Annotated in this window: 13 protein-coding genes; 10 read left to right on the top strand and 3 right to left on the bottom strand. The window is 73.6% G+C overall.

Annotated features, from left to right (window positions below):
* Positions 1–118 precede the first annotated feature (118 nt).
* Positions 119–622: an SseB family protein gene (locus J3486_RS20220; RefSeq protein WP_207822114.1), complete on the bottom strand. Its 504-nt coding sequence runs from the start codon at positions 620–622 to the stop codon at positions 119–121.
* Between the two features lie 163 nt (positions 623–785).
* On the opposite strand from J3486_RS20220, the gene J3486_RS20215 reads away from it, so the two are divergent.
* From J3486_RS20215 to J3486_RS44715, 8 genes are all read left to right on the top strand, one after another.
* The gene (locus tag J3486_RS20215) at positions 786–1604 is read left to right on the top strand and encodes an alpha/beta fold hydrolase (RefSeq protein ID WP_207822111.1); all 819 of its coding nucleotides are present in this window, start codon (positions 786–788) and stop codon (positions 1602–1604) included.
* A gap of 179 nt (positions 1605–1783) precedes the next feature.
* On the top strand, positions 1784–3622 hold the full coding sequence (locus J3486_RS20210; protein WP_207822109.1) for an acyl-CoA dehydrogenase: 1839 nt from the start codon (positions 1784–1786) through the stop codon (positions 3620–3622).
* A gap of 209 nt (positions 3623–3831) precedes the next feature.
* The gene (locus tag J3486_RS20205; RefSeq protein WP_207822107.1) at positions 3832–5130 is read left to right on the top strand and encodes a M18 family aminopeptidase; all 1299 of its coding nucleotides are present in this window, start codon (positions 3832–3834) and stop codon (positions 5128–5130) included.
* Positions 5131–5223: 93 nt separating this feature from the next.
* Positions 5224–5448: a DUF6458 family protein gene (locus tag J3486_RS20200; RefSeq protein ID WP_207822105.1), complete on the top strand. Its 225-nt coding sequence runs from the start codon at positions 5224–5226 to the stop codon at positions 5446–5448.
* Between the two features lie 171 nt (positions 5449–5619).
* Positions 5620–8412: an AfsR/SARP family transcriptional regulator gene (locus tag J3486_RS20195; RefSeq protein WP_207822103.1), complete on the top strand. Its 2793-nt coding sequence runs from the start codon at positions 5620–5622 to the stop codon at positions 8410–8412.
* A 115-nt stretch (positions 8413–8527) separates the two neighbouring features.
* Positions 8528–9148, top strand: a complete 621-nt coding sequence (locus tag J3486_RS20190) for a hypothetical protein (protein WP_207822101.1) — start codon at positions 8528–8530, stop codon at positions 9146–9148.
* A 54-nt stretch (positions 9149–9202) separates the two neighbouring features.
* Positions 9203–11977: a BTAD domain-containing putative transcriptional regulator gene (locus J3486_RS20185; RefSeq protein WP_207822099.1), complete on the top strand. Its 2775-nt coding sequence runs from the start codon at positions 9203–9205 to the stop codon at positions 11975–11977.
* A gap of 94 nt (positions 11978–12071) precedes the next feature.
* The gene (locus J3486_RS44715) at positions 12072–12794 is read left to right on the top strand and encodes a DUF4232 domain-containing protein (RefSeq protein ID WP_207822097.1); all 723 of its coding nucleotides are present in this window, start codon (positions 12072–12074) and stop codon (positions 12792–12794) included.
* Positions 12795–12815: 21 nt separating this feature from the next.
* Here J3486_RS44715 and J3486_RS20175 read toward each other — a convergent pair whose 3' ends face one another.
* On the bottom strand, positions 12816–14639 hold the full coding sequence (locus J3486_RS20175; protein ID WP_207822094.1) for an NHL domain-containing thioredoxin family protein: 1824 nt from the start codon (positions 14637–14639) through the stop codon (positions 12816–12818).
* A 22-nt stretch (positions 14640–14661) separates the two neighbouring features.
* Positions 14662–15060: a cupin domain-containing protein gene (locus J3486_RS20170; protein ID WP_207822092.1), complete on the bottom strand. Its 399-nt coding sequence runs from the start codon at positions 15058–15060 to the stop codon at positions 14662–14664.
* A gap of 53 nt (positions 15061–15113) precedes the next feature.
* Between J3486_RS20170 and J3486_RS20165 the strand changes: the two genes are divergently transcribed.
* On the top strand, positions 15114–16136 hold the full coding sequence (locus J3486_RS20165) for a helix-turn-helix domain-containing protein (RefSeq protein ID WP_207822091.1): 1023 nt from the start codon (positions 15114–15116) through the stop codon (positions 16134–16136).
* A 48-nt stretch (positions 16137–16184) separates the two neighbouring features.
* Entirely contained in the window at positions 16185–16628 is a 444-nt protein-coding gene (locus J3486_RS20160) for a GNAT family N-acetyltransferase (RefSeq protein WP_207822089.1), read from the top strand.
* Positions 16629–16706: the final 78 nt, after the last annotated feature.

Genomic DNA, 16706 nt, shown 5'->3' with positions numbered 1-16706 from the left:
CAAGCAGAAGCCCTGATCGGTGACGCTCCGCAACCGGAGAGGGGCCCGGAGGGGGAACCCGGCCGCCAAATGAGGCCGTACAACCGCCACTTGGGCGATGACGCGGTCAGCCGTACGTTCAGCCGTACATGCGGCGCATCGCGAAGTCGACCATCTGCTCGACCGCCTTCGCGTCGAAGACCATCCGGTGCTCGCCCTCCATGTCGAGGACGAAGCCGTATCCGGTGGGCAGCAGGTCGATCACCTCGGCGCCGGTGATGACGAAGTACTTGGACTCCTTGCCGGCGTACCGGCGCAGCTCCTTGAGCGTGGTGAACATCGGGATCACCGGCTGCTGCGTGTTGTGCAGTGCCAGGAAGCCCGGGTTGTCGCCGCGCGGGCAGTAGACCTTCGACGTCGCGAAGATCTGCTGGAAGTCCTCGGCGGACATCGAGCCCGTGGTGAACGCGCGGACGGCGTCGGCGAGCGACGGGGGCGAAGGCTCCGGGTACAGCGGCGGCGCCTGCTGCCCGTATCCACCCATGCCGGCCTGCATTCCGGACTGCGGAGGCATGCCCTGCTGCGGCGGGGCGTACTGCTGCCCGGCGCCCGCTCCACCCGGGGTCCGCTCGTATCCGTACATGGGGGCAAGAGTACCGAGCGCGGGCTGGGTTCCGGGGCCGGGCCGGATTTCTGTAATGAGGACTAGAGAAAGAGGGGCGGGGACTGCTACGGTCTTTCTGTAGCTTCCGATACAGAAATATGCGGCCGGGGGCACCCGTGCGCGCCGAGGGGGAGGAACAGCCATGTCCGGTACGGGAATCGGGGCCACGGCCGAGATCACGGCCGCTGACGCACGGACGGTGCGCGGTGCGGGCCCGGGTCTGCTCCTGGCGCACGGCGCGGGCGGCTCGGTCGAGGCGAACTACGGGCCGGTGCTCGACACCCTGGCCGCCGGGCACACGGTCGTCGGCGTCGACTACCCGGGCACGGGCGGCACCCCGCGCGCCGGCACCCCGCTCCGGCTCGACGACCTGGCGGACCAGCTGGTGGCGGCGGCCGACGCGGAGGGCCTGGACCGATTCGCCGTGTCGGGGTACTCGCTGGGCAGCACGGTGGCCGTCCGGGTCGCCGCCCGCCACCCCGAGCGCGTGACGGCACTGCTGCTGACGGCCGGCTTCGCGCACCCCGGGCCCCAGCTGCGACTGGCCGCCGAGACCTGGCGCACCCTCGCCGCGGCCGGCGACCACGACGCCCTCGCCCGCTTCCTCGTGCCGTACGCGCTGAGCGAGGCGGCACTGCACGCGCTGACCGAGGAGCGGCTGGCCCCGGTCGTCGCGGGGACGGCGGCGACGGTTCCGCCCGGCGCGGGCGATCACGCGGACCTGGTCACCCGGGCGGACGTACGCGCGGACCTGGCCCGGATCACGGCGCCGACGCTGGTGACGGTGACCACACAGGACCGGCTGGTGCCGCCCGCGGCACAGCGGGAGCTCGCGGCGGCGATACCGGGCGCCCGCGTCGCCGAGCTGCCGACCGGACACCTTCCGTTCGCCGAACTGCCTGGCGCGTGGGGCGCGTTGATGGTGGAGTTCCTGGGGGAGGTGGAGCCCCGGAGGCCGTAGGGGCGCGCCCCGTCGCCCGCCCGCGCCCGGCGGAGCGTTCCGTCACAGTTGGCCCAAGAGGGGTTGATTCTTATTACCCGTGGGTAGCATCCTGGTACTTAGTTACTAGTTGGTACGCGTACGAGTCGGCCTCGCTCGGCCCCTCGTCGATCCCCCCGATCCTTTACGGAGCCGTCGCCATGGGCCACTACAAGTCGAATCTCCGCGACATCGAGTTCAACCTCTTCGAGGTGCTCGGCCGCGACAAGCTGTACGGCACCGGCCCGTTCGGGGACATGGATGTCGACACCGCCAAGAGCATCCTCGACGAGGTCGCCCGCCTCTCCGAGAACGACCTGGCCGAGTCCTTCGCCGACGCCGACCGCAACCCGCCGGTCTTCGACCCGGAGACGAACACGGCGCCGGTCCCGGCCTCCTTCAAGAAGTCCTACGAGGCGTTCATGGCCTCCGAGTACTGGCGGCTCGGCCTGCCCGAGGAGATCGGCGGCACGACGGCCCCGCGCTCGCTCATCTGGGCCCACGCCGAGCTGATCCTGGGCGCCAACCCGGCCGTGTGGATGTACTCCTCCGGCCCGGCCTTCGCCGGCATCCTCTTCGAGGAGGGCAACGAGGCGCAGAAGAAGGTCGCCGAGATCGCCGTCGAGAAGCAGTGGGGCTCGACGATGGTGCTGACCGAGCCGGACGCCGGTTCGGACGTGGGCGCCGGCCGCACCAAGGCGGTCCAGCAGGAGGACGGCTCCTGGCACATCGAGGGCGTGAAGCGGTTCATCACGTCCGGTGAGCACGACATGTCGGAGAACATCCTCCACTACGTCCTCGCCCGCCCCGAGGGCCACGGCCCCGGCACCAAGGGCCTCTCGCTCTTCCTCGTCCCGAAGTTCGAGTTCGACTGGGAGACCGGCGAGCTGGGCGAGCGCAACGGCGTGTACGCGACCAACGTCGAGCACAAGATGGGCCTCAAGGCGTCCAACACCTGCGAGATGACGTTCGGCGACCAGCACCCCGCCAAGGGCTGGCTGATCGGCGACAAGCACGACGGCATCCGCCAGATGTTCCGCATCATCGAGTTCGCCCGCATGATGGTCGGCACGAAGGCGATCTCGACGCTGTCGACGGGGTACCTGAACGCGCTGGAGTACGCCAAGGAGCGCGTGCAGGGTCCGGACCTGGCCCAGTTCATGGACAAGGCCGCCCCGAAGGTCACCATCACGCACCACCCGGACGTGCGCCGCTCGCTGCTCACGCAGAAGGCGTACGCGGAGGGCATGCGCACGCTGGTGCTCTACACGGCCTCGGTCCAGGACGCGATCCAGGTCAAGGAGGCCGCCGGCGAGGACGCCTCCGCCGAGCACGCGCTGAACGACCTGCTCCTGCCGATCGTGAAGGGCTACGGCTCGGAGAAGGGCTACGAGCAGCTGGCGCAGTCGCTGCAGACCTTCGGCGGCTCCGGCTTCCTGCAGGAGTACCCGATCGAGCAGTACATCCGTGACTCCAAGATCGACACCCTCTACGAGGGCACCACGGCGATCCAGGGCCAGGACTTCTTCTTCCGGAAGATCGTCCGCAACCAGGGCGCCGCGCTGAACGGGCTGGCCGAGGAGATCAAGAAGTTCCTCGCGGTGGAGACCGGCGGCGAGGAGCTGGCCGGGGCCCGCGAGTCGCTCGCCAAGGCGGCCGTCGAGCTGGAGGCCATCGTCGGCGTCATGCTGACCGACCTGGCCGCCACCGAGCAGGACCCGAAGAACATCTACAAGGTCGGCCTGAACACCACGCGCCTGCTGATGGCGTCCGGTGACGTGGTCGTCGGCTACCTGCTCCTCAAGGGCGCGGCCGTCGCCGCGGAGCGGCTGGCCGCCGGGGACGCGGGCAAGGACGTCGCCTTCTACCAGGGCAAGGTCGCGGCGGCGAAGTTCTTCGCGGCGAATGTCCTGCCGGGTGTCACGGGTGCGCGGAAGCTGGCGCAGGGTGTCAGTGCGGCGGGTCTGGACGTCATGGAGCTGGACGAGGCCGCGTTCTAGGCTCCGCCGAGCCGGACATCGCAGCTGAGGCCCGTCGCCCCCTTGCCCGGGGCGGCGGGCCTTCTCGTCGTCAGCGGGCCCGGTGGGGGCTGGTCGCGCAGTTCCCCGCGCCCCTGAAGGCATGCGCTGCGCGCAGCCTTCCCCCTGCACCGAACCCCGCCCGGCAGACGAGTAGGCACCCCCGTGCGGCCAGGGCCTACCCTGGCGGCATGCACACATCCACCGGCCCCTTCGACCGCGGGCACACCGACGACCTGATGACCTTCCTCGCGGCGAGCCCCACGCCGTACCACGCCGTGGCGAACGTCGCCGCGCGCCTGGAGAAGGCGGGCTTCAAGCAGGTCGCCGAGACCGACGCCTGGGACGGCGAGACCGGTGGGAAGTACGTGACGCGCGGCGGCGCGATCATCGCCTGGTACGTGCCGGAGGGCGCCGCGCCCCACACCCCGTACCGGATCGTCGGCGGGCACACCGACTCCCCGAACCTGCGGGTGAAGCCGCAGCCCGACACCGGGGCGCACGGCTGGCGCCAGGTTGCCGTGGAGATCTACGGCGGGCCGCTGCTCAACTCCTGGCTCGACCGGGACCTCGGTCTCGCCGGGCGGATCACGCTGCGCGACGGCAGCGAGCGGCTCGTCGACATCGACCGCGCGCTGCTGCGCGTGCCGCAGCTCGCCGTGCACCTGGACCGCGGCGTGAACGTCGACGGCCTGAAGCTGGACAAGCAGCGTCACATGCAGCCCATCTGGGGGCTGGGCGACGACGTCACCGAGGGCGATCTGCTCGGCTTCCTGGAGGACGAGTACGGCCTGGAGCGCGGCTCGATCACCGGCTGGGACCTGATGCCGTACTCCATCGAGGCGCCGTCCTACCTGGGCCGCGACAAGGAGCTGGTGGCCGGGCCCCGGATGGACAACCTGCTGTCCGTGCACGCCTGCGTCGCCGCGCTCGGCGAGGTCAGCAAGCAGAAGGAACTGCCGTACATCCCGGTGCTCGCCGCCTTCGACCACGAGGAGAACGGGTCGCAGTCCGACACCGGCGCCGACGGCCCGCTGCTCGGCAACGTCCTTGAGCGGTCGGTGTTCGCGCGCGGCGGGTCCCTGGAGGACAAGGCCCGCGCCTTCGCCGGGACCATCTGCCTGTCCTCGGACACCGGTCACGCGGTGCACCCCAACTACGCCGAGCGCCACGACCCGACCCACCACCCGCGGGCCAACGGCGGCCCGATCCTCAAGGTGAACGTCAACAACCGCTACGCCACCGACGGCGCCGGCCGGTCCGTGTTCGTCGCCGCGTGCGAGAAGGCGGGCGTGCCGTACCAGGCGTTCGTCTCGAACAACGCGATGCCGTGCGGGACCACCATCGGCCCGATCACCGCCGCCCGGCACGGGATCAAGACCGTCGACATCGGCGCGGCGATCCTGTCCATGCACAGCGTCCGCGAGCTGTGCGGCGCCGACGACCCGCACCACCTGGCGAACGCGCTGGCGGCGTTCCTGGAGGGCTGACCTCCCGAACTTCTGTGTGACGGCGAGGGGTTCGGGGGTACCCGGACCCCTCAGGCACATCCGTGCACGTCACAGCAGCAGGAGGCGGAGCTCATGAGCTTGGGGGGTTGCATCATCCTGATGGCCGTCGGAGCGATCCTCGCGTTCGCGACCGACTGGCACATGAAGGGCGTCAACCTCGACCTGGTCGGATGGATCTTCATGATCGTCGGCCTGATCGGCGTCTTCGTGTTCCGCAGCATCGGCAAGCGCCGGGGGCTGATCCCACCGGCGAACCGCACCACCGTGATCGAGGACGAGCGGGACCGCCGCCTGTAGGCGGCCCCCTCGCCCGCACATCCCCCGTCCATCCACCCGTCCGTCCACCCGTCCGTCCCCAGTCGAGCCGCCGTGACCTGCGGCTGACACCCGGCGATAGTCTCGTACGTCAGCCATGTCAGCCATGTCAGCCATGTCAGCCGCGTCGGCCCGCCGGGAGAGTGCACGCACATGGAGTTCCAGCTCCTCGGACCGGTGGCGGTCAACGGCGGCTCGGGTCCCGTTCCGCTCGGTCCGGCGAAGCGGCGCAGCCTCCTCGCGATCCTGCTGCTGCGTTCCCCGGCGGCCGTCTCCGTGGACACCCTCACCACGGCGCTGTGGGACGACGAACCGCCGCTGCACGCGCGCACCGTGATCCAGGGTCATGTCTCCCGGCTGCGCGCGCTGATCACCGAGGCCGGCCTGGACGCGTACGGGGTCGAACTGACCACGCAGGGCCAGGCGTACGCGCTCCAGCTGCCCGAGACCCTGCTCGACGCGCACCGTTTCGACGAGCTCGTCACCCTCGCCCAGCAGCAGCGCGACCCGGCCGACACCGCCCTGATGCTGCGCGAGGCGCTCGCGCTGTGGCAGGGCCCGGCGCTCGGCGGGACGGCCGTCACCGCCCCGCTGCTGGCCGCCGCGAACGCCCTGGAGGAGAGCCGGCTCGGCACCGTCGAGCAACTGGCCCTCGCGTACGGCGCGTTGGGGGAGCACGACCGGGCCGTGGCGCTGCTGAGCGGGGAGGCGGTCGCCCACGCCCTGCGCGAACCGCTGATAGCCGAGCTGATCCGGGCCCTGTTCCACGCGGGCCGCCAGTCCGACGCCCTGGACCAGTACCACCGCACCCGCCGTGCCCTCGCCGACGAGCTGGGCGTCGACCCGGGGCCCGCGCTGCGCAAGGCGTACGAGGAGGTGCTCGAAGGCCGCCCACCCGTCACCAGCGCCCCTGGGCCCCACCCCACCTCCGGCGCCGCCACCCCGGCTCCCCGGGACGCCACCATCGCGCCCGGAGCCCCCGGCCTCCTCCCGCGGCCGTCGGCGGCCGGGCCCGATCTGCTGCCGCGGCCGCCGCGCGGGTTCCACGGCCAGCATGCCGAACTCGCCGCGCTGACCCGTGCCGTCACCGCGGCCGAGTCCCCCATCGCCCTGGTCACCGGGCCCGCCGGGGTCGGCAAGACCTCCCTCGCCGTGCACTGGGCGCACGACCGCGCCGACGACTTCCCTGACGGCCGGCTCTTCGCCGATCTGCGCGGCCACAGCGGTCCCGCGCCCGAGGACGCCGTCCAACCCGCGGACGTCCTACGGGAGTTCCTGCTCGCCCTCGGTGTCGAGGCCCCGGCCGTGCCCGCGTCGTCGGACGCCGCCGCGGCCCTGTTCCGGTCCCTGGTCAGAAAGCGGCGGCTGCTCGTCGTCCTCGACAACGCCAGGGACTCCGCGCAGGTCCGCCCGCTGCTGCCGGGCGGCGCCGGCTGCGCCACCGTCGTCACCAGCCGCACCCGGCTCGACGGCGTCATGGCCTCGGACTGGGCGACACCGGTCCCGGTCGACGTGCTCGGAGAGGACGACGCCGCCGGACTGCTCACCGCGGCGCTCGGCCCGGACGCCACCGACGACGACGCCGTACGGGAGGTCGCCCGGCTCTGCGACGGGCTGCCGCTCGCGCTGCGCATCGCCGCCGCCCGGCTCAAGGGCCGCCGACACTGGACCGTCGCCGACCTGGCCACCGAGCTCGCCGACGAGGAGGGCCGGTTGACGCTGCTGTCCGCCGAGGACACCGGCATCGAGGCCGCCCTGCGCGCCTCCGTCGCCCGGCTCACGGCGGCCGACACCGGGCTGCTCGGCGCACTCGGCCGCTCCTTCACCCGGGAGAGCGACGCGTACGCCGCCGCGGCCGCCGCCGGCATCCCGCTCGCCGAGGCCCGCGCGGGCCTGGACCGGCTCGCCGCCGCCCATCTCGTCCAGGAGACCACGCCCGGCCGCTACGGCCTGCACGATCTCGTCCGGCTCTACGCGCGCGGCCTGCCGCGCGACGAGACGCCCGACGCGGTCACCCGGCGGCTCGTCGACCACTGGCTGCGCGCCCAGCACGTCGCCGTGGACGTGTTCGACCCCACCGGCGCGCGGACCGTGGCGCTGCCCGACGGGTTCGACACCGCGCCGCCCGTTCCGCGGTTCGCCGAGCGCGACGCCGTGTTCGGCTGGTTCCTCCAGGAGCAGGAGTCGCTGATGGCCGCCGTCTCGGCCGCGGCCCGGCTCGGCGACGAGGACCGCACCTGGCGGATCGCCACCCTGCTGTGGCCGCTCGTGCACTGGCACCCGCACCCCGGCTGGCAGCAGCCACTGCGCACGGCGCTCGCCGCCGCCGAGCGGATCGGCAGCACCCAGGGCATCGGCTGGCTGCGCGCCGTCACCGGCCTGCTGTTCGTGGAGACCGGGCAGTTCGCGCGGGCCGAGACCTTCCTGGCCGGTGCGGTGGCGCCGCTGCGCACCTTCGCCCCCGAGGTCTCCGCGCAGGTCCTCGTGCTGCTCGCCATCGCCAGGCAGCGGCACGGCGACCCGGCCGGGATGCTCGACGCGCTGGCCGACGCCGCGCACGACGCCCGCACGGCCCGCCATCCCATCGCCGACACCCTGGACCACTACCACGCCACCCATGTCGCCCTGGCCCGCGCCGACTTCGTCACGGGAGCCACCCGCATGTCCCGCTGCCTCGCCGCGATCCCGGAGAACGAGATCGCCGGCTGGCGGCCGCTGATCTGGGAGTCGTACGGCGTCGCGCTGCACCACAGCGGGCTGCACCAGGAGGCCCGTGAGGCACTGCTCGCCGCGGTCGCCGCCAACGAGGAGGAGGACCTCCCGGCGCGTACCGTGCGGACGCTGACCCGGCTCGGGGACGTCGCCGCGGTGCTCGACGAACCGGATTCGGAAGCCGCGTACCGGGCCAGAGCGGAGCAGCTTCAACAGTCCCTCACACATCCTTGACCAGCCCTTCACCTGCGACGACGGTGCGTTAGTCAGGTGTTAGCGGAACGCCAGCGGCGGGCGGCAGAGTCGCAGACGTCACAGGAACGGACCATTCTCCGGGGGACTGCACACCATGCGTACCGCTCTGCGCAAGAAGACCGCCAACTCCGCACTCGCCGTCGCCGCCGTCGCGGCGCTCGCCTTCTCGCTGACCGCCTGCAACGACGGCGACGGCACGCAGGACAGCGGCGCCGCCGCGTCGTCGAGCGCGAGCGCCACCGGCTCCCCGAGCAGCGACGCGGGCGCCTCGGCGAGCGCGGCCGCGGACGGCTCGGGCAACGGCGGCTCCGGTTCCGGCGACGGCTCGGGGGCGACCGGCGGCTCGGGCAGCGGCGGCTCCGACGACGTCACCAACGCGGACTCCGGCGGCGCGGGCGACGACTCCGGCGCGCACGGCGAGTGCGTCAACACCGGCACCGAGGGCTGCTGGACCGGCACGCTGACCTACCTGGCCGACCACAAGATGATGGTCGGCGACCAGGCCTTCGACGTCGACGACAGCACCCAGATCCGCGGCGCCGCGGCGATCTGCGGCTCCTCCGACGGCTCCGTCACCGCCGAGAACAACGTGGGCACCACCCCGTGCACGTACGACCAGCTGGTGAAGGCCGCCAAGATGAGCAGCGTCAAGGTGCGCGTCCTCAAGGGCGGCGACGGCCTCGCCACCTCGGTCCGGGAGATCTACCACCCGTAAGCGCGCCGCCCCCGCCCCCGTACCCTGGTCACATCGGGTTGGTCGGGGTATCGGGTGGGGGTCGGTGTCGTGGAGTTCCGGCTGCTCGGTGCGGTCGCCGTGGCGACCGGGAGCGGGGAGCTCCCCCTCGGTCCCGCCAAGCGGCGCAGCCTGCTCGCGGCGCTGCTGCTGCGGCCCAACACCGCGGTGCCGCTGGACCAACTGATCGACGCGCTGTGGCCGGAGGGCCCGCCCGCGCGGGCCAGGACCGTGGCGCAGGGTCACGTGTCGCGGCTGCGGGCGCTGCTCGCGCAGGGCGGCGCCGAGGAGTGGGACGTCCGGCTCGTGACGCGCGGCGACGCGTACGTCCTGGAGATGCCCGAGTCGCTGCTCGACGCGTACCGCTTCGAGGAGCTGGTCCGGCTCGCCCGCGACCAGCGCACCCCCGACGACGCGGCCGCCCTGCTGCGCGAGGCCCTGGCGCTGTGGCGCGGGCCCGCGCTCGTCGGTGTCGCCACCGGCGGGGCGCTGCGGGTCGCGGCCGACGGCCTGGAGGAGGCCCGGATCTCCGCGGTGGAGCAACTGGCGCGCACGTACGGGGAGTTCGGCGACCATGCGCGGGCCGCGGCGCTGCTGCACGCGGAGGCCGTCGCGCACCCCATGCGGGAGTCGCTGGCCGCCGCGCTGATGCGGGCGCTGTACCGGGCGGGCCGCCAGTCCGACGCCATCGACCAGTACCACCGCACCCGCACCCTGCTCGCCGACGAGCTCGGCGTCGACCCGGGGCCCGCGCTGCGCGAGGCGTACGCGGAGATCCTGGCCAGCGGCGGCGCCCCCGACCCCATGAGCCCGCCCCCGGCCGCGCCCGCACCCGCACCCGTGCCCGAGGAGGAGCCGGTGGCGGTGGACGGGCCCGATCTGCTGCCGCGGCCGCCGCGCGGTTTCGTCGGCCGGGACCGCGAACTGGCCGCGCTCACCTCGGCCGCGCGCCACGAGCACGCCGTCGTCGTCATCACCGGGCCCGCCGGGGTCGGCAAGAGCGCCGTCACCCTGCACTGGGCGCACGCCGCGCGCGACCGCTACGACGGCGTGCTCTTCGCCGATCTGCGCGGCTTCAGCGACGAGAGCGTCCCGGAGACCGCCGACGTGCTGCGCGAGTTCCTGATCGCGCTGGGCGTCCCGGCCCGCGAACTGCCGGACACCCAGGGCGCGTTGGCGGCCGCGTACCGGCGGTGCAGCGAGCGCAGGCGGCTCCTGGTGGTCCTCGACAACGCCCGCACCGCCGCCCAGGTCCGCCCGCTGCTCCCGGCCGGGCCGCACAGCGCCGCCCTCGTCACCTCGCGGCTGCGCCTGGACGGGCTCGCGGTGACCGAGCTCGCCCGCACCGTCGACGTCGGCGTCCTCGACGGCGCCGCGTCCACCGCGCTGCTCGCCGCCGCCACCGGCGCCGACGACCGGCTCACCGCGGAGCCGGAGGCGGCCGCCCGGCTCACCGCGCTCTGCGCGGGGCTGCCGCTCGCGCTGCGCGTCGTCGCCGCCCGCGTCAACGCCAGGACGCCGTGGACCCTGGCCTCCCTCGCCGACGAACTGGCCGACGAGCAGCGGCGGCTGGCGCTCCTCGACATCGACGACACCGGCGTGTGCGCGGCGCTGCGCCTCACCCTGCGCACCCTGCCCGACGACGCCCGCCGGCTCTTCCACCGCCTGGGCGGCCTTCCGGGCCCCGGCCTCGACCGGTACGCGGCCGCCGCCCTCACCGCGGCCCCGCCCGCCGCCGCGGCCGCGGCCCTGGACCGGCTCACCGCCGCCCATCTGCTGACCGAACCGGCGCCCGGCCAGTACGCGATGCACGATCTCGTACGCCTCTACGCGCGCGGACTCGCCGAGCGAGACGACGCGGACCGGGCGGACGGGGCGGACGGGACGGACAGGCCCGAGAAGGCCGGGGAGTCCGGGGAGGCCCTCGTGCGGCTCCTCGACCACTACGTGCGCACCGCCCTGCGCGCCGCCGCCGTCGCCGAGCCCGACGACCGGCCCTGCTGCGTCCTGCCCGAGGACGTCCGCCCCGACCTGGGCACACCGCCGCTGCCCGACCGGGCCGCCGCCCTGCGCTGGTACACGGCCCAGCGGGAGAACCTGGCCGCGGCCGTGAACGCCGCCGTCGCCGCGGGCCACGACGAGCGGGCCTGGCGGCTGGTCGTCCTGCAGTGGCCGTCCGTCGTCGGCTATGTGCGCGACGACTGGATCCCGCTGCTCGAACAGGGCCTCGGCGCCGCCGTGCGGCTCGACAACCCGGACGCGGAGGCCCGGGTGCGGGCCCTGTTCGGCTGGGTGCTCACCGAGGAGGGCCGGCTCGCCCAGGCCCTGGAGCACCTGGAGCCGGCCCCGGCGCTCGCCGCCCGCGCCGGCGACCCGTCGAGCGAGGCCACCGCCCTGGTCAATCTCGCCGTCGCCCTCGACCGCGGCGGGGCGCCAGGACCCACGTCGCTCACGCATCTGACGCGCGCCGCGGAGCTGGCCCGCGCCTGCGACGACGTACTGACCGAACTGCTCGCCCTGGAGCACCTGGCCCGGCGCCTGCTCGCCCTCGCCGACCACGCGGCGGTGCTCGACTGCACCGAGCGGGGGCTCGCCCTGCCCGGCGCCGCCGAGGGCCTCGCCCCGCTGCGGCAGATCACGCTGCGGATCTCGCGGGGCGCCGCGCTGCTCGCGCTGGGCCGCCGCGACGAGGGTCGAGCGGAGCTGCGGACGGCCCGCGACGAGGCGGCGCAGCGCGGCTTCGAGCCGGGCCTGCACGCGGCGAATGCCCAGCTCAAGGCGGCCGACAGCGGAACGGCGACGACGCGCTAGCGCGGGAGCGACAAGACGGCGACGGGACCGGGCACTGTAGTCGTCACAGCGGCCCACCGGACCAGGCGGCCGCCCTGAACGGGGGAGCACCACCGTGAACCGCACCATCCTGACCCGCACGGCCCGTACGACCGTCCTCGCCGGCGCCGCCGCCGCGCTCGCCCTCACCCTGACCGCCTGCGGCGGTGACGGCAGCGGCACCAAGGACGAGGGCGCCGCCGCCAAGACCACCAACAGCACGGCCGGCGCCACGAGCACCGACAGCAAGACCGGCGACACGGCGTCCGCCGACACGACCGCCTCCGGCACGTCGGGCTCGGGCAGCGGCACCGCGCAGGCGGGCGCCACCAAGAAGAGCCCGGGCAAGCAGGGCACCGGGACGTCGGCCGCCCCCGAGTGCCGGACGGCCTCGCTGTCCTACACGCTGACCCGCAGGTTCCCCGAGCAGCAGGGCGACCACCTGCTGATCACCGCGGTGAACAAGTCGGGCAGCGCCTGCACCGTGCAGAAGTTCCCCGTCGTCACGCCGGGCGACGCCAACGGCGACGTGCCGCTGTCCAAGAAGGACGAGCAGCCCGCGCAGCCGATCCTCGTGAAGGCCGGCGGCACGGTCTACTCCGCGCTCCCCGTCTACCAGGACATCAAGGCCGAGGACGACTACTTCACGTCGATCCGGCTGTCCCTGCAGATGAACGACGTCGACAACTCCAGCGGTGTGGTCACCCTGAAGACGCCGGGCGAGGTCGAGTACGCCGGCAAGAAGGCCGACGGCATCGAGGTGCTGTCCTGGAACACCAAGAAGCCGTACGACTTCTGATGATCCGCCGCGGGCGGACGGTCAGGCCCCTTCGTCCATGCCCGCGAGCACCAGCGGCAGCCGCCGCGCCCCGCCGTCACCCACCAGCACGACCGGGACACCCCAGTCCTGCTGGTGCACGTGACAGGCGGGGTACTCGTTGTCGGACGCCGTGTCGCAGGACGCCGCCATCGCCGAGACGTGCAGGACGCCCTCGGTGACGTCCGCGTTCAGGACGAGTTCGCGGGACAGCTCGGTGCCCGCGCCGTCGCCGGAGACCAGCAGCTCGGGCGGGGTGGAGGAGACCAGGAGCCGGGTCGAGGGGCCGTAGCGGGTGTCGAGCTTCTGGCCCGCCGGGGCCTGGAAGACGACGTCCAGCCGGAGCTTGCCGCCCGCCACCTCGGTCGCGGCGCGCCGGGTGCGGTGGGCGACGGACTCGACGCGGACGGCCTCGTCGGGCAGCCGCAGCCGGGTCAGCCGGTGCCGCGCGGACTCGACGACCACGATGTCGGAGCCGGCCAGGACGGCGCCGCTGGGCTCCCGCACATCCGTCGCCAGCGTGGTCACCCGGTCCGTCGCCGGGTCGTAGCGGCGCAGCGCGTGGTTGTACGTGTCCGAGACCGCGACCGAGCCGTCGGGCAGCGCGGTGACGCCCAACGGATGCTGGAACAGGGCCTGCTGAGCATCCCCGTCGCGGTGCCCGAAGTCGAAGAGGCCGGTGCCGACCGCCGTGTGCACGGCGCCGTCGAGGTCCACGTAGCGCAGCGCGCTCGTCTCGGAGTCGGCCACCCACAGGCGGTCCTCGGTGGCGGCGAGCCCGGACGGCTGCGCGAACCAGGCCTCTGCGCCCGGTCCGTCGACCAGGCCCTCGTTCGTCGTCCCCGCCGCGACGGCGACGACGCCGGCCTCGGGGTCGTACGTCCACAGCTGGTGGACGCCCGCCATCGCGATCCACACCTTGCCGCCGAAGACCGCCACGTCCCAGGGCGAGGAGAGGTCGACCTCGCGGGCCGGGCCGCTGGTCGGGGAGCCCTGCCACCACTGCTTGCCGGTCCCGGCGAGGGTGGTGATCTCCCCCGTCCCGAGGTCGACGGCGCGCAGCGCGTGGTTGACCGTGTCGGCGACGACGACGGTGTGCTCGTCGAGGAGGGCGAGGCCCTGCGGCTCGTTGAAGGCGTCGGGACCGAAGCCGCGCTCACCGCTGCCGATGCGCCGCACGACCGTCTCGCCGTCCCCGGCCAGCTCCACGAGCTGGTGCCGGGTCGTGTCGCTGACCAGGAAGTTCCCCGACGGCAGCAGCAGCGCCTTGCCGGGGAAGCGCAGGTCGGTGGCGACCGGCTCGGGGGCGACGTACGGGCCGTCGCCGCGGCGCAGCGTGCCCTTCGCCGCGTGCTCGGCCTCCAGCTCGTCCACCAGCCGGGCGATGGCGTGCGCGTGCCCCTCACCGGCGTGCTGGGCGACGACGTACCCCTCGGGGTCGATGACGACGAGCGTGGGCCAGGCCCGGACCGCGTACTGCTTCCAGGTCGCGAGCTCCGGGTCGTCGAGGACGGGGTGCTCCACCCCGTACCGCTCGACCGCGTCGACGACCGCCGCGTGCTCGGCCTCGTGCACGAACTTCGGCGAGTGCACACCGATGATCACGACGGTGTCGCGGTGCTTCTCCTCCAGCTCCCGCAGCTCGTCGAGGACGTGCAGGCAGTTGATGCAGCAGAACGTCCAGAAATCCAGGATGACGATGCGTCCGCGCAGGTCCGCGAGGGTGTAGCCGGTCCCGCCCGTGTTCAGCCAGCCGCCCTTGCCGACCAGCTCGGGGGCGCGGACACGGGCACGGCGGGGAGCGGGGGCGGGCGCGGAGTCGTTCATGATTCAAGGGTGCCACGCGCGCTCATGCGTGCCAGGTGTGCCCCGTCGTCGAGTCGACGTGGTCCGGTACGGGGTCGTGGGCGTCGCCCGTCGAGGACGTCCCCGTCGGTTCGAGGACGAGGATCGCGGTGCCGGGGGCCGCGTGCGGCTTGTGCCAGGTGCCGCGCGGGACGGTGAAGACGCTGCCGCGCTCCAGGACCACGGCGCGCTCGCCGCCCTCCTCGCGCAGGGCGATGGTCAGCTCGCCCTCCACGACCAGGAAGAACTCGTCGGTGTCCGCGTGGACGTGCCAGACGTGCTCGCCCTCGGCCTTGGCGAGGCGGACGTCGTAGTCGTTGACGGTGGTGACGATGCGCGGGCTCCACAGCGCGTCGAAGGTGGTCAGGGCCTTGGCGAGCTGCACGGGTGCGGTGGGTTCCATGGCCTCCATGCTGCGGGCGGCGCCGCCTCCCCGGTGAGTGCTAGGAATTGCACATGTCGCATGGATCCTCGCAGCCGCCCGGCCGCACCCCCCGCGTCGTCGCTCTCGTCGACGAGAACTCCAACCCCTTCGAGCTCTCCTGCGCCATCGAGGTGTTCGGTCTCAGCAGGCCCGAACTGGGCTGCAGGCTCTACGAGTTCAGCCTCTGCGCCGCCGAGCCGAGCGTGCTGATGCGGGACGGGTTCTTCACCCTGAGCGGGGTCGCGGACCTGTCCGCGCTGGAGACGGCGGACACGGTGATCGTGCCGAACCGGCCCGACATCGAAGTGCCGCGCAGGTCCGCCGTCCTGGAGGCGATCCGGGCGGCGCACGCGCGCGGGGCGCGGCTCGTCGGGTTCTGCAGCGGGGCGTTCACGCTGGCCGAGGCGGGGCTGCTCGACGGGCGGCGGGCGGCCTGTCACTGGATGTGGGCGGACGCGTTCCGGGCCCGGTTCCCCGGGGTGCGCCTGGAGTCCGACGTGCTGTTCGTGGACGACGGCGACCTCCTCACCGCATCCGGCAGCGCCTCGGCCCTCGATCTGGGCCTGCACCTCGTGCGCCGCGACCACGGCGCGGAGATCGCCAACGCGGTCTCCCGGCGCCTGGTCTTCGCCGCCCACCGCGACGGCGGGCAGCGGCAGTTCGTGGAGCGGCCGGTACCCGAGGTGCCGGACGCCTCGCTCGCGCCGCTGCTCGACTGGGCGCGGGAGCACCTCGACCGGCCCCTGGCGGTGGGCGACCTGGCCGCCCGCGCCGGGGTCAGCCCCGCCACCCTGCACCGCCGCTTCCGCGCCGAACTGGGCACGACCCCGCTGGCCTGGCTGCTCGGCGAGCGGGTCGCCCTCGCGTGCCGGCTCATCGAGCGCGGGGAGCAGCGCCTCGACGTCGTCGCCCGGCGCAGCGGCCTGGGCAGCGCGGCCAATCTGCGGGCGCGGGTGAAGCGGGCGACGGGGCTGAGCCCGTCGGCGTACCGGCAGCGGTTCTCCACCCACCAGCCCCTGCCCGTCGGCCCTCACCCTCTGAACCAATTGCACTAGAGCGAAAGCCTGTTGACGCTAGTGCAACGCCCCTCTAGAGTCCACGTCATGATCACCGACGTCTCCGCCGCCGAGCCGCGCGACCACCTCGTCTGGCGGCAACTCTTCGCCGGATACGCCGCGTTCTACGAAGTCGGGCTGAATGAAGCCGACATCGACCGGGCCTGGGCCTGGATCCACGACCCGGCGCGCTCGACCCGCTGCCTGATCGCCCGCGCCGAGGACGGCACCCCGGTCGGCTTCGCGCACTACCGCGCCGAGGACTCCCCGCTCAACGGGACCCGCGGCTTCCTCGACGACCTGTTCGTCGACCCGGCGCACCGCGGGAGCGGCGCCGTCGACGCGCTCTTCGAGGAGCTGCGCCGCGTCGCCGCCGCCGAGGGCTGGCCGAACGTGCGGTGGCGCACCGCCGAGAACAACTACCGGGCGCGGGCCGTCTACGACCGGCACGGCGCCAGGACCGTCTTCCTGACGTACGGCATGGACATCTGAGCCGGCTGACCGGTCACCCGTCCGGCCCACGGCGCCGCCCGGCGTCCTTGTGCCGGACGGCGCCCCCCGCATGCTGAG

Source organism: Streptomyces sp. VRA16 Mangrove soil, from assembly GCF_017377775.1.
GTDB lineage: Bacteria > Actinomycetota > Actinomycetes > Streptomycetales > Streptomycetaceae > Streptomyces.
Note: the sequence above shows the minus strand (reverse complement) of the source record. Positions and strands in the feature narration are given on the sequence as shown.